This window comes from Luteolibacter luteus (assembly GCF_012913485.1).
Lineage (GTDB): Bacteria > Verrucomicrobiota > Verrucomicrobiia > Verrucomicrobiales > Akkermansiaceae > Haloferula > Haloferula lutea.
Map to the genome: position 1 here is coordinate 608,228 of NZ_CP051774.1, position 13,316 is coordinate 621,543.

At 61.3% G+C, this 13,316-nt stretch carries 10 protein-coding genes; 3 read left to right on the top strand and 7 right to left on the bottom strand.

The annotated features are described in order from the left end of the window. Positions 1 to 88 precede the first annotated feature (88 nt). From HHL09_RS02410 to HHL09_RS02425, 4 genes are all read right to left on the bottom strand, one after another. Positions 89 to 901 (bottom strand): DUF4198 domain-containing protein, encoded by an 813-nt coding sequence (locus HHL09_RS02410; protein ID WP_169452899.1) that lies wholly within the window; start codon positions 899 to 901, stop codon positions 89 to 91. 28 nt (positions 902 to 929) lie between these two features. Beyond that, a complete protein-coding gene (locus HHL09_RS02415; protein WP_169452900.1) occupies positions 930 to 1,445 on the bottom strand; it encodes a DUF2271 domain-containing protein in 516 nt (171 codons plus the stop codon). Between the two features lie 17 nt (positions 1,446 to 1,462). Beyond that, the gene (locus HHL09_RS02420) at positions 1,463 to 2,146 is read right to left on the bottom strand and encodes a PepSY-associated TM helix domain-containing protein (RefSeq protein WP_169452901.1); all 684 of its coding nucleotides are present in this window, start codon (positions 2,144 to 2,146) and stop codon (positions 1,463 to 1,465) included. Positions 2,147 to 2,247: 101 nt separating this feature from the next. After that, positions 2,248 to 4,515 carry a TonB-dependent receptor gene (locus tag HHL09_RS02425; RefSeq protein WP_169452902.1) on the bottom strand — a complete coding sequence of 756 codons (2,268 nt, stop codon included), beginning with the start codon at positions 4,513 to 4,515 and terminating at the stop codon, positions 2,248 to 2,250. A gap of 209 nt (positions 4,516 to 4,724) precedes the next feature. Here HHL09_RS02425 and HHL09_RS02430 point away from each other — a divergent pair, with 209 nt between their 5' ends. After that, entirely contained in the window at positions 4,725 to 5,417 is a 693-nt protein-coding gene (locus tag HHL09_RS02430; protein WP_169457659.1) for a Fe2+-dependent dioxygenase, read from the top strand. A gap of 145 nt (positions 5,418 to 5,562) precedes the next feature. On the opposite strand, the gene HHL09_RS02435 is transcribed toward HHL09_RS02430, so the two are convergent. Then, complete coding sequence (locus HHL09_RS02435; RefSeq protein ID WP_169452903.1) at positions 5,563 to 5,949, bottom strand: hypothetical protein; 387 nt, start codon at positions 5,947 to 5,949, stop codon at positions 5,563 to 5,565. Positions 5,950 to 5,962: 13 nt separating this feature from the next. Beyond that, positions 5,963 to 7,042: an alpha-hydroxy acid oxidase gene (locus HHL09_RS02440; RefSeq protein WP_169452904.1), complete on the bottom strand. Its 1,080-nt coding sequence runs from the start codon at positions 7,040 to 7,042 to the stop codon at positions 5,963 to 5,965. Between the two features lie 167 nt (positions 7,043 to 7,209). Between HHL09_RS02440 and HHL09_RS02445 the strand changes: the two genes are divergently transcribed. After that, entirely contained in the window at positions 7,210 to 9,510 is a 2,301-nt protein-coding gene (locus HHL09_RS02445; RefSeq protein ID WP_169452905.1) for a DUF1592 domain-containing protein, read from the top strand. Positions 9,511 to 9,526: 16 nt separating this feature from the next. Then, a complete protein-coding gene (locus HHL09_RS02450) occupies positions 9,527 to 10,834 on the top strand; it encodes a DUF1552 domain-containing protein (protein ID WP_169452906.1) in 1,308 nt (435 codons plus the stop codon). Between the two features lie 149 nt (positions 10,835 to 10,983). Here the strand turns inward: HHL09_RS02450 and HHL09_RS02455 are convergent, their stop codons facing one another. Beyond that, positions 10,984 to 13,263, bottom strand: a complete 2,280-nt coding sequence (locus HHL09_RS02455) for an RCC1 domain-containing protein (RefSeq protein ID WP_169452907.1) — start codon at positions 13,261 to 13,263, stop codon at positions 10,984 to 10,986. Between the last annotated feature and the right edge of the window lie 53 nt (positions 13,264 to 13,316).

Sequence of the window (13,316 nt, forward strand, 5' to 3'; positions counted from 1 at the left end):
GGACGGCGGGCGCGTTTGCGGCGCCTGCCGTCCCTTGTTTTGCAGTGCAGGTCAAGCTCTGCCGGAGCAAAGTGACCGCGCCGTGATCTTATTCCGGCAACACTTCGAAGGTGGTCGTGTAAGACACGCGGCTACCCATGGGGACGCCTTCAAACTCGCCTGCCTCGCTCTCGAGCGTGGCATTCAGCCAGTAGCGGCCCGGCTCGGAGAAGGAGACTTCGAAGATGCCGTTTTCATTGGTGGTCACCTCCGTTTCGCCCGGCTCGTTGCGGTAGCGGTCGTCGCCCTTCACCACGGTGATCTTGACGTTCGGCGCCGCCTTGCCATTCAGGGCTAAGCCAAAGGAAGCCTTCTCGCCAGCGAAGAGGTCATTCGGGTGGTTCTTGTCCACCACCAGCTCCAGGCCCTTGCCCGTCGGCTTTAGCACCTCATTGCTCGGCTCGCCGGAGGTCACCACGGTTTCCACGCGGGTCTGGTTTTCGAAAACCTTCAGCTCCGGCTTGCCTTTCAGATTCTGCTTGGCGAACTCGGCAGCCGGACCGCGCCAGCGCTTCGTCTCCTCGCCTTCCTTCCACTGGGCGGAAAGCATCGAGCGCACCGATGCCACCTTGTAGGTGCCCGGCTTGGTCAGTTCGATGTCGAAGGTGGTGCGGATCTTTCCTTCCTTGCCGTTCTGCACCTCCACGGCCTTGCCGTCCGGACCGGTAGCGATCAGCGATTGCAGCGGTGCCGCAACGTGGTTGGCGAAGAAGAGATTGTTCGAGATCGCAGCATCGAAACTCACCCATGCGTTCTCACCGGAAAGCACGGAGGTCGAGGGGATGATCCAGAAGCGGTGCGCCAGCACCGGGCTGGAGGAAAGGGCGAGCAAAGCGGCGACGCCGAGGGATTTCTTGAACATGGTCATCATAGGGATCTTGGTTTGAGTCTCAGGGAGTGATCGTGAACTTGATTTTCCCAAGTTCGGTTTTGCCTTGGGTTGCGGTATCGACGGCAGCATGGCCGTCCCACTTGAAGGGAAGCCGCAACATCTCGCGGCCACCCACTTCTCTCGATGCCTCCACGACCACCTCGTAGTCACCGGCAGGCAGCGCCGCGGGATCGAACACCTTTACCGGCACGGTGGACGTGTGAGTGCCTACCGGCTTGGTCGGCCCGCTGACGCCATCGACTGGCATCTTCAGGGAGCGGCCGGACTTGCGCCACCATTGGCGGATATCCTTCAGCCACTTCTCCCCTTCGGCGTCCTTCATGTCGGTGTCGTACCACACACTCAGGTTCTTCACGACGGTACCGTCCGGAGCCTGGATCCAGGAGGCCACGTAGGGCCGATGATATTCGGCCACCTCCAGACGGGGGATTTCTATGGTTAATTTGACCTCACCGGCAAATCCGGTGGGACTCGCAAGCATCGTTAGAAGCGCGAGGAGCGTTTTCTTGTTCATTTTTTGGGGTGGGATGGTCAGTGAACGAAGAAGACGATCAGGATCACGGGCAAGAGGATGCCCGCAGCCACGATCGGCCAGGTCTTCGGTCGCCGCTTGGCATGGACCCAGAGCAGGGCCAGACCAGTCAGGCAAAATACGACGCATGCGATTGAAAAGATGTCAATGAACCACGACCACACGGGTCCGGTATGCCGGCCTTTGTGGAGATCGTTCAAATAGGAGATCGCCCCGCGGTTCGTCAGTTCATGGACCACCTCTCCTGTCTCGCGATCGATGCTCACCCAAGCGTCTCCGCCGGGACGCGGCAGACCCAGGTAGATCTCAAATTCCGACCACTCCGCCACCTTCCCCTTGATCGGCGTACGCAGCTCTTTGCGGAGCCATGCCGACAACTCGTCCGGCAGCGCCGCCTTCGAGTCCGCTTCCCCTTCCGTCGCCGCGATCTTGCCTAACAGATCATCAGGAAGCTTGAGCTTCGTCTCGGTGACTTGCGGCTTTGCGGGGATCTGCCCTGCATGATTGAGGGTGATGCCCGTGAAGGCAAAGAGCAGCATCGCCGCCAGGCAGATCGCGCTGCTAACCCAGTGCCAGAGGTAAAATTGCTTCGTCCAGAAAGCCTTCCGCTTCTTCGCAGCGTCTCTGGCACTTGCGATGGCTGGATCGGCAGCGGCGGGACGTGGTGCTTCGGCGACCTGCATTCCTGAAACGTTTGAAGGGCCGCTCTCTGGAAAAACGGGACGGGAAGCACGCCCTGGCGAAACTTCCCGTCCACTCATTGCAACCGTAGCTAGAAACCCGATCAGAAGGTCATGGTGGCGCTCAACACTGCCGAGCGGCCTGCCCCCGGGACGAAGTGACCACCGCCGACGCGATCGATGTAATCTTCATCGGTGAGGTTGTTGATGTTAAGCTGGAGAGAAAGGTTCTCCGTCGCTTGGTAGCCCACCATCGCATTGAAGATGGTGAAGCTCGGTGCGGTCTGGCGGGTCGTCTCGTTGTTATTGTTGAAACGGCTGTCCACAAACTGGGCACCCGCGCCGACATTGAAGCCGGCAGGGAGGACGTAGTCGGTCCAGATGCTGAAGGAATTCTCCGGAGTATTGCTCAGCTCGCTCCCGACCTCGGCAGGCACCGCGGACTCCTTCACCTCGCCGTCGAGGTAGGTATAGCCACCGGTGATGCTCCACTTGTCAGTGATCTGGCCGGTCACGCCGAATTCGAAGCCCTTCACCACTTGCTCGCCGGTAAGGGTCACGACACTCGGATCCGCCGGATCCGTGGTGCGGGCATTGGTCTTCTCGGTGCGGAAGACAGCCCCGGAAACGAGGAGCTTCTCATCGAAGAATTCCCACTTGGCACCGAGTTCCACCGTCTCGTTCTCTTCCGGATCGGCTTGGAAAAGGCTCAGGGTGTTGTTCGTGCCGGTCGGAGCAGCGATGTAGGTCAGGTTCTCCGTCGAGGGATTGAAGGAGGTGCCGTAGGAAAGGTAGATGCTACCCTCTTCCACCGGCTTGTAGGTGACTGCCGCTTGATAGCTCAGCATCGAATCATCGCGCTGAAGCGGAGTGATGACGCCCGCCGTGGTCCGGGAGGTGTAATCGGTATCGTAGTAGTCCCAGCGCAGGCCACCGTTGACTTCCCAGTTCTTGTTGATCGTGATTGTATCGAAGAGATACAGGGCCACGATATCGGAAGATGTCTCGGTAAAGGAGCCGTTGCGAATCGCCAGATCCGGATCGCCGAAAGGATTCGGGAACCAGAGGTTGGTCTGCGGCGTCTGCGCCGTGGTCACCGGCGTGCCATCAAGGTTGTAAGCCGTGCGGCCGTGGTTGATCGAGTCTTCACGTCCGAGCTCAAGACCGCCAACCACCTGGTGCTCGACAGTGCCGGTGTTGAAGTCGTAGCGCAGGTCGGTCTGGCTATAGTAGGACTCGTCCGTCTGGTCGCGGGATTGGAACTGCTGGTTGAGGATCGGACTCGTGTTCACATTCACGAAGCGCGGCGCGGTCGTGACGGAGTCACGGACGTTGTGGCCATAGCGCAGGGTGCTGCGGAGCTTGAGGTCCTCGTTGAAGTCATGCTCGAAGGTCCCGGTAAGGATGTCCGTGATGGTCTTCTCGTAGTCGCGGTTCAGGTTGCCGTAGTAGCTGTCAAAGCCGACGCCATACGGGATACCCGGTGGCAGCATCGGGTTCGTGCTCGTGCGGGCGACCCAAGGAATGCCGTAATCAGGCACATTGTCCTGATCGAGGTGCATGTAGTTCAGCGTGAAGCGCGTGTCCGTGCCCAAGCCGAAGGCGATCGAAGGAGCAATGCCCCAGCGCTCGTTCTCGACGTAGTCGCGGCCCGGGATCATCTGGTCGTGATAGAGACCGTTGAGTCGCACGGCCACGCCGTTGAGATTCGGGATCTCCTGATTCACGTCGAAGGTGCCGCGGAAATAGTCATCCGTGCCGCCGCCGAGGTTGAAATTGTAACCGTTGTCGAGGTGCGGGGTCTTGGTGACGATGTTGATCGAACCACCGGTGGAACCGCGGCCGGTCGTCGTGGAGCTCGGGCCCTTGGTCACTTCGACTTGCTCGAAGTTGAACGGGTCACGGCTGTAACCGCCGCCAGCGGTGTCACGCATGCCATCGACAAAAATATCCGAGCGGGACGAGAACCCTCGGATCGAAAGGTTGTCACCGGCTGGACCGCCGCCGCCTTCACCGGCCTGCATGGAAATGCCCGGCACGTTGCGCAGCACGTCGCGCAGGTTGGTCGCGTTCTGGGCCTTCATCACCTCGGTCGGGATGACGGTGATGGTCTTCGCCACGTCGCGCAGCGGCTGGGTCACCTTCGGGGACTGCAGGCGCTCCGGCTTGTAGAGCTTCTTCTCTTGGTTCGCATCCACCACCAGCTCTGCGAGTTCTTCCGGCTTCTTGTTCTCATCCTTCTTTTCTTCCTGGGCCACCGCGACAGGAGCGGCCAGTTGGCTTAGGGCCAGAAGGGTTCCAGTCACGGCAAGGCCGTCTGGACGGGAAGTCGTGCGAAGATTCAGCAGAAGCTGGGCAGGGTCTGTTTTCATTCGGTTGGGAAGCTCTCAGAACATCCGTCCGCCCTAACGGCAGCCGGATTGTTGCGAATGCGTCTCAATAGCTCCGCCAAGTCAAAATCAAAATTGCCAAATCACGAAAATGTCAATCTGGCGCTAATCGCACTTCTCTGTGGCCGGATTGCGCTTGCATGCGATCACTATTGAGAATCAATCTCAACTCAACCAGCGCCCGCCTGCCCATGATTGTCTGCATTCCCGATGTCCTCACCCCGGAGCTAACCGCCGAATTCCGCCGTCTGCTGGAATCCGCCGATTGGGAAGACGGAAAGGCCACCGCTGGCCATCAGGCGGTGAAGGCGAAGGACAATATGCAGATCCCTGCCACCCATCCGGTCGCCCGCCAGGTGGGCGACGCCATCGTTCGCGCGCTCGGGGCGAATCCCCTCTTCATGTCAGCGGCCCTTCCCCTTCATTTCCTGCCGCCGATGTTCAATCGCTACTCCGGCGGTCAAACCTACGGCACCCATGTCGATGCCGCGATCCGGAATGTCCCCGGCACCGGCCACCGCATCCGCACGGACCTCTCCTGCACCCTCTTCTTCTCCGGACCGGAGGAATACGAGGGCGGAGAACTGATCATCGAGGACACCTATGGCTCAAAGAGCGTGAAGCTCCCCGCCGGCCACATGGTGCTTTATCCCGCCACCAGCCTCCACCGCGTCACCCCGGTCACCAGCGGCACCCGCCTCTGCTCCTTCTTTTGGGTCCAAAGCATGATCCGCTCCGACGAGCAGCGCTCGATCCTCTTCGACCTCGACCTCGCGATCCAGCGCCTCGCCGCCAGCCTCCCGGATCACCCCGCCGCCAGCCAATCCGGAGTCCAGCTCACCGGGGTCTACCACAATCTCATCCGCCAGTGGGCGGAGATGTAGAATATAGCGCCTGCCCCCAGCGCCAGCGGTCTATGGGATGTAGCGACGTCTATGACGGTCGCGAGTTGGCGAAATGGGTCGCATCCATGCGCCTGCGTCTCACCACGGTAGTGGCGACGCGGGCCGGGTCGCCCCACCGTCGGCGCTACCAAGGCATCGATGATTGGAACACCCGAAATAATCCCACGAGGCTCAAAAGCGCCAAGCCCATCGATACGAAGGCCAATGCGAGGGTGGGCTGCCTCCGTCCTGTGAATGACAAGGCCAAGGTGAAAAGCGCGGTTCCCAATACAAGCGCATTTGGCAGCCGCCAGTTCCACCACGTCAGCATGGAAACCCACGACTCCTCCCCTGCCTTGAAACCCACTTCATCGGTGATCGCCCGCAGTTCCCGGATTAGGTAAAGGATGACCGCGTTGGCTAGGATCGAGCAAATCGCAAGGAAGCGCGCCACATTGAGCGCCTTATGATCCTTCGCGTCGACCGGCAGTTGGTCACCCTGAGTCTTCGGAGAGCGGTAGGGAGAATCCATGGTCCTTGGGCGATCACCAGATCACCGAACGATCCACCTCTTTCAAGGTCGCCCGCCCCGTCAGCGCTATCGCGATTTCCAGTTCCGTGCGCAGGATCTTCAGCACGTGCGCCACGCCCGTTGCCCCCGCCGCGGCCAACCCGTGAATCACTGGTCGGCCTACCATCACCGCCGAGGCCCCTAGCGCCAACGCCTTCAAGATATCCGTCCCCCGCCGGATCCCCCCATCCATCAGCAGCGGCAAGGCCCCCTCCAAACGATCAGCAATCCGCGGCAGCACCTCGATCGCGGCGGGCACTGTATCCAGGGTCCGTCCGCCGTGATTGGACACCACGATCCCGGAGACTCCTTCATCCGCCGCAATCACCGCGTCTTCCGGATCGATCACGCCCTTTAAGATCACCGGGAGCCCCGTCAATGATCGCAGCCATTCCAGATCCTTCCACACCGGCACGCTCGCCAGCAATTCGCTGCCAAAAACCCGATCCGAAGGCGGCACCGCTTTCATCCCGCGCAAGTTCACCGCCTCGATTCCCGCAGGCACCCGGAACATCGCCCGCTGCTCGCGATTGCGCAGCCCGGAAAGCGGCGCATCCGCCGTCACCACCAGCGCGCCACATCCGGCCGCTTCCACCCGCTTCACCAGCTCCGCCGTGAAACCACGGTCCGGCTGGATGTAGAGCTGAAACCAAGGCGGCACCGTCGCCTGTGAAACAATATCCTCGATCCCTGTGCTCGCGGAGGTGCTCACCGTCAGGCAGCTTTCCATCGCCGAGGCCCCCAGCACCGTCGCCAGCTCTCCTTCCGGGTGAAACATCCGGTGAAAAGCCGTGGGCGCGATGAAGATGGGATGCGCATACTCCCGGCCAAAGAGCGTGAGAGCCGTGCTCGCCGAGGAAAGATCCCGGAAAATCCTCGGACTCAGCTTGATCCGTCCGAAAGCCTCACGGTTCTCAGCCAGCGTCGCTTCATCCCCGGATGCTCCGCAAAGATAGGCCCAAACCCCAGCCTCTACCCGTTCCTTGGCAAGCCCCTCGTAATCATCGAGCGAAACCACCCAGGGAGGAATAGCGGACAGCGGCGGGAGAAGCATGGCAGCGCGAGGCTAGCAGCCATGGCAAGCAACACCTCGTTTCCTCCAATTTCCGCGTGTCCCGGGTATTCCGCGGTTCCTCACTTCTCAATCTGACCGACAAATCCTACGCGAAGCTTCAATTTCCTGCGAGTTTGGCGCGGAATCCGCCGTAAAACCCGGCGCGCATGCGGAAAACTCCTTCCATCCTGATCGCGAGCACCTTCTCCGTCGTCCCTACGCTTCACGCCCAAGGGAACACCGGGGATCTCGACACGCGTTGGGAAAAGGAGGTCCTGCCACTCGTCGAGACCTACTGCTACGATTGCCACGGCGATGGCATCAAGAAAGGCGAACTGGCGATCGATAAATACGATTCCATCTCCGAGATGCAGCAGCATCGCGAGGTCTGGAAGCGGGTCCGCGATCACCTGAAGCACCAGCTGATGCCGCCGATCGACGAGGATCAGCCGACAGCGGATGAACGGAAGAAGATCCTCGCATGGATCGACGACGCCGTATTCCCGGTCGATCCGAACCACCCGGATCCCGGCCGCGTGACGCTGCGCCGCCTGAACCGCGTGGAGTATCAAAACACGCTTCGCGATTTGCTCGGGGTGAACGTCAACGTGATGGATCTCATTCCGCCGGATGATTCGGGCTACGGCTTCGATAACATCGGCGACGTCCTCACCCTTTCCCCCGCCCACCTCGAGCGCTACCTCGAAGCCGCCCGCGTCTCCTTGGACAAGGCGGTCATCCCCGGCGAGATGCCACCGCCGGAGACCGATCTCCCGGGCAAGGATCTGAAGGGCGACGGCCAGCGTTCGGAAGACGGCCACTATCTTTTCAAATCCGGCGAGGCGAAGACGGTCTTCAAGCCACAGCGCGCAGGCAGCTATCGCGTGACCATCACCGCCAGCGGCACCTTCGGCGCGGATGTCGCCCCGCTAATGGAGCTCCGCATCGATGGCAAGAAGCTCAAGGATTGGTCCGTCGGCGCACGGATGGACAAGCCGGAGGAATACTCCGAGGAGATCCGCATCGAGAAGGACGAACCGGTGGAACTCACCGCGGCCTTCATGAACGATTACTGGGATGAAAATTATCCCGACCGCAGCCGCCGCGATCGCAATCTCATGGTGAATGCCATGAGGATCACCGGCCCTCTCGATGGCCCGGCTCCGGAAAAACCCCAGAGCCACAAGCGCATTTATCTCGAGCGCAAGCCCGGCGAGAGAGACGATAGCTATGCGCTGAGGGTATTGAATGGATTCGCCCGCCGTGCCTTCCGCCGTCCGACCATGGAGGGCGAGGTAAAGCGCTACCTCCAGCTCGTCGCCCTCGCGAAGAGCCAGGGAGAGGGCATCGAGCACGGCATCCGCCTCGCCTTGGAAGCGATGCTCGTCTCCCCTTCCTTTCTCTTCCGCGAGGAACCGCAGCCGGAGCCGGACAAGGCGGACAAGATCCACCAGATCGACGAGCATGTCCTCGCCACCCGGCTTTCCTACTTCTTCTGGAGCACCATGCCGGACCAGAAGCTCATGGAACTCGCGAGCCGCGGCGAGCTTCGCAAGAACCTCGACAGCGAGATCGACCGGCTCATCAACGATGATCGTTCAAGGCAGTTCGTCTCGAATTTCACCGGCCAGTGGCTGCGCCTGCGAGATATCCCGTCCACACGGCCTCAGGAAAAGATGTTCCCGAAGTTCAATGGCAAGGTCCGCGATGCCATGCGCCGGGAAACGGAGATGTTCTTCGGATATATCGTGAAGGAAGGCTTGCCGATCGACTCGCTGCTCGACGCTGACTTCACCTTTCTCAACGAAACCCTCGCCAACTACTACGGCATCCCCGGCGTGGAGGGTGACAAGTTCCGCAAGGTGACCCACACCGACAGCCACCGCCGCGGGATCATGGGTCAGGGTTCCTTCCAGTTGCTCACCTCCTATCCGCTTCGCACTTCACCCGTGCTCCGCGGAAAATATGTGCTGGAGAATCTTCTCGATACCGCCCCACCGCCACCGCCGCCGAATGTGCCTCAGCTCGAGCCGCCTTCACACAAGGGCGACCAGCGCAGCCTGCGCGAGCAGCTGGAGAAGCACCGCGAGGATCCATCCTGCGCCTCTTGTCACGCGCTGATGGATCCCATCGGTTTCGCCTTGGAGAACTTCGACGCCGCCGGGGCTTGGCGCGACCAGGAGAACGGCAAGGACCTTGATACCGCCGGAAAGCTGATCACTGGTCGCGAGATCCACGGCGTGGACGATCTCCGGAAAGCCCTCGTGCAGGATCACAAGGAGGAGTTCTACCGTTCCGTCGCCACGAAAATGCTTACCTACGCCCTCGGCCGGGGCTTGGATTGGTATGATAAGCCAGCCCTCGACCGGATCGTATCTGACACGGAGAAAGCCGGAGGAAACTCCCGCGCGCTGGTCCGCGCGGTGATCGATTCCGTGCCTTTCCAATATCGCCGCGGAGATTCCTAACAAGCCCGACCACGCCATGACACCACGCCGGACCTTCCTGAAAAGCATCGCCGCCACCTTGGCCGTGCCCGCCTTTCCCTCCCTGCAAGCCGCCACCCAGGCCGCTGCCAAGCTGGGCGCCCCGACCCGCATGGCTTTCATCTACATCCCGAACGGGGTGAACCTTGACCTCTGGCGTCCGCAAGGCTCCGGGAAGGATTACACGCTCTCCAAAACACTCGAGCCGCTCGCCGATCTCCGCGACCACTTCTCCGTCCTCCGCGGTCTCGATCACGACAAGGCCTTCGCCAACGGCGATGGCGCTGGCGACCACGCCCGCGCAAATGCCACCTTCCTCACCGGCGTGCAGGCCCGCAAGACCGCCGGAGCCGATGTCGAGCTCGGGGAATCGGTGGACCAGATTGCCGCCCGCCACATCGGTGCGAATACCCGACTCTCCTCGCTGGAGCTTTCCACCGACCCGGCCCGCAGTTCCGGCAATTGCGACTCGGGCTACTCCTGCGCCTATCAATTCAATCTCTCCTGGATCAACGACACCACCCCCGCTCCGGCCGAGCGTGACCCGCGCCTCGTCTTCGAGAAGATGTTCGGCTCCGGAAATGAGAAGGAAGACTCCCGCCGCCGCGCCTATCGCAAGAGCATCCTCGATTTCGTGATGGCAGATGCGAAGCGCCTGCAAACGCGCCTCGGCTCCACCGACCGCGGCAAGATGGACGAATACCTCACCGCCGTCCGCGACGTGGAGCAGCGGATCGAAAAGGCCGAAAAGTTCCGCAAGGAGGTCCCCGAGGACAAGCGCCCGAACGGCGTGCCGGAAGGCTACGGCGAGCACATGCGCATGATGTTCGACCTCATGCACCTCGCCTTCCAGACCGATACCACACGCGTCTCTTCCTTCCTGCTCGCGCACGATGGCTCGAACCGCACCTTCCCGGAAATCGAGGTCCATTCCGCGCACCACGAACTCTCCCACCACCGCAGCAATCCCCAGACCCTGGAGAGCATCGGCAAGATCGACCGCTTCTACGTGGAGCAACTCGCCTACTTCCTCCGCAAGATGCGGGATACCCCGGACGGCGAGGGTTCGCTGCTGGATCACTCGATGATCGTCTACGGCGGCGGCATCGCCGATGGCAACCGCCATAACCATGATGACCTTCCGGTGCTCCTCGCCGGCCGAGGCAATGGCACCCTCAAGCCTGGTCGCGTGATCGAGGCACCGAAAGGGACGCCGATGACCAATCTCTACCTCTCCCTGCTCGACCGCATGGGCGTGAAGGCAAACCGGATCGGAGACTCCACGGGAGTGTTCGAAAAGGTGTGAATACCGCGGTCCACTTCTCATGGCCGCGCTGCTCCGCCTTGGTCCGGTGCTCTCCCTCGGGCATGCGCGAGTCGGCTTTACCACGCTCCCGCAAGGCATCTTCGATCGACTTCCATCCCCACGATGCCTCCGTGGTTCATTCGGTCGGATCACGGCTTTTCCGTCACTTCCAGTCGGCTGAAAAAGCGCGTTGTCGAAGCGGGATCGATCGGTTCCTTCACCACCACCCGCTCCCACGCCGGAGCACCGGGAATTTCGTCAACGGTCACCGGCCCGCTCATGGGCATGAAAGAATCCCCCTCCAAGCTCGTGGATTTGGCGGGCCTGTAGTCTAATAGCGAGTTCTTCCGTCGGACGAATTCGACTCTCCAGAATAGCTCCTGCCCCTCCCTCTGGATTCCTTCCACCGGCAGGCCGGAGGAAGAACCAGCCAAAGAACTCTCCGCCGCCGGTTCCGCAAGATCCATGTTGAAAGCGTACTTCAGCAGGTTGGGCACGCCGTCATGAAAGGGGATCGCCTGCGCCTCCGCTTCCTCCCCGCTCAAGCCCGCCGAAACGGCGGCTTCGAAAAACGAAGGCCATGCCGACGCGAGACGGCGGAAGGTCACGACTCCTCCGGCCGCAATCGCCGAGACCGGAGCGGTGATCGGGCCACGATCGCGCTGCAGGGAATGGTCAGCCCCCCAAGTAATTACCTCCCCATCGCTTTTGAGGGCCACACTGTGGCTTTCCCCCGCCGCGATCGCCACCACGCCCGACAGAGCCCCCTCTGGAACGACGCACTGACCGAAGTAATTTGCCCCCCACGCAAGGACCCTGCCGTCAGCCTTGAGCGCCAAAACGTGCTCGGCTCCGGCGGCGATGGCGACTACGCCCGCGAGGGCCTCCGGAGGGACATCCGTCTGACCCAGGTCATTCGATCCCCACGCAATGACCCGGCCATTTTCGTTCAAGGCCACCCTGAACTCATAGCCAGCGGAAATGGCAACAATTCCCGATTGCACCTCTACGGGAAGCTCTACCGGCCCTTCGTAATAGCCACCCCACTCCACCACGCTGCCATTGTTCTTCAGCGCCAGGGCATGGTTTCCTCCGGCAGCGACGGCTTTCACCTCCGACAAGGCGGCGGCAGGAACATCGGTCTGCCCATACTGGTTGCTTCCCCAGGCAATCACGCGCCCGGTACTCTTCAGGGCCAGCGAATGATTGTGGCCCACAGCAATGGCCTCGACTCCTTCCAAAGCCTCAGCGGGGACGGTCGTTTCACCATAGCTATTGTTTCCCCAGGCATGAACAACACCCCCGACCGTCAAGGCCAAGGTATGGGTGAAGCTGGCCGCAACAGTCTCCACATCATCCGCCAATGCGTTGGGCACCGCGGATTGCCCTCCATGCAGGTCGCCGATCATTAATCCCGGGTGATTCGTGCTCCCCGCTCCCCACGCGACCACCGTGCCGTCTTCCTTGAGGGCCAGAGTGTGGTTGCTCCCCGCCGCAATGGCCGTCACCCCTGACATCGCCGCCTCGGGAATGCTCACCTGCCCATAGTTGAGAATCGGATTGATGAATGTCGCAAAGACGCGTCCTTGGGAGTTCAGCGCCGTGAAATGATTCCGCCCCCCGGAGATCGAAATCATCCCGCTTCCGGGAACTGCCAGTTGGATGACTTCGCCGGCCGGAAGCGTGCCACCCCATCCGATCACGCTGCCGTCCTCTTTCAGGGCCGCACTGTAACGGAGGGCGGCGGAAATGGCCACCACCCCGGACCCCGCAGCTTGAGGCACCGTGCTCTGGTTATTGTGAGGGACCTCGGCGGGAGAGCCCGGAGAGCCTGCTCCCCAAGCCAGCACCGAGCCATCCTCTTTCAGGGCCAAGCTATGGTGATCACCAGCCGCCATCGCAATCACCCCTCCGCTTGCCTCCGGCGGGACCTCACATTGCGCATGGGCATTCATTCCCCAGGCCAGGACCGCCCCACCCTTCAAGGCCAGAAGGTGGTCGCGGCCCGCCGCGATCCGCGTGACACCCGATCGCGCGGACGTCGGGACGGAGAGAACCGGATGAGTTCCTCCCCCGCCCCACACCCTTACCTCGCCATCCTCCTTCAGCGCCGCCGTGAATCTCGCCCCGGCAGCAATGGCGGTCACTCCGCTCTCCACATCCAGAGGAACCCGGCATTGGTCATAGGAATTTGAGCCCCAAGCGAAAACCTGTCCGCCACGCGACAGGGCAACACTGTGGGTTTCGCCTCCCGCCACCGCGATGATATCGGCAAGCAGGGGGATGCCAATCTCCTGCGGAACTTGGGCCATCTGCAGGCCGGAATAGGACCAAGCACCTCCGGGCAATGCCTGAACGGCCGCCACCTTGGTCACCGGCAGGCAGAGGAAGATTGAAATAAATCCAACGAAGTAGGCACAGGACTTCATGATTCTAGATTTCCAGACTGCAAGATTGATCAAGGAAGAAGATTGAAGATAGA

Excerpts from the sequence above, each read along its gene's own strand:
- HHL09_RS02410 (WP_169452899.1), bottom strand. The coding sequence starts at position 901 with ATGTTCAAGAAATCCCTCGGCGTCGCCGCTTTGCTCGCCCTTTCCTCC.
- HHL09_RS02415 (WP_169452900.1), bottom strand. The coding sequence starts at position 1,445 with ATGAACAAGAAAACGCTCCTCGCGCTTCTAACGATGCTTGCGAGTCCC.
- HHL09_RS02420 (WP_169452901.1), bottom strand. The coding sequence starts at position 2,146 with ATGCAGGTCGCCGAAGCACCACGTCCCGCCGCTGCCGATCCAGCCATC.
- HHL09_RS02425 (WP_169452902.1), bottom strand. The coding sequence starts at position 4,515 with ATGAAAACAGACCCTGCCCAGCTTCTGCTGAATCTTCGCACGACTTCC.
- HHL09_RS02430 (WP_169457659.1), top strand. The coding sequence starts at position 4,725 with ATGATTGTCTGCATTCCCGATGTCCTCACCCCGGAGCTAACCGCCGAA.
- HHL09_RS02435 (WP_169452903.1), bottom strand. The coding sequence starts at position 5,949 with ATGGATTCTCCCTACCGCTCTCCGAAGACTCAGGGTGACCAACTGCCG.
- HHL09_RS02440 (WP_169452904.1), bottom strand. The coding sequence starts at position 7,042 with ATGCTTCTCCCGCCGCTGTCCGCTATTCCTCCCTGGGTGGTTTCGCTC.
- HHL09_RS02445 (WP_169452905.1), top strand. The coding sequence starts at position 7,210 with ATGCGGAAAACTCCTTCCATCCTGATCGCGAGCACCTTCTCCGTCGTC.
- HHL09_RS02450 (WP_169452906.1), top strand. The coding sequence starts at position 9,527 with ATGACACCACGCCGGACCTTCCTGAAAAGCATCGCCGCCACCTTGGCC.
- HHL09_RS02455 (WP_169452907.1), bottom strand. The coding sequence starts at position 13,263 with ATGAAGTCCTGTGCCTACTTCGTTGGATTTATTTCAATCTTCCTCTGC.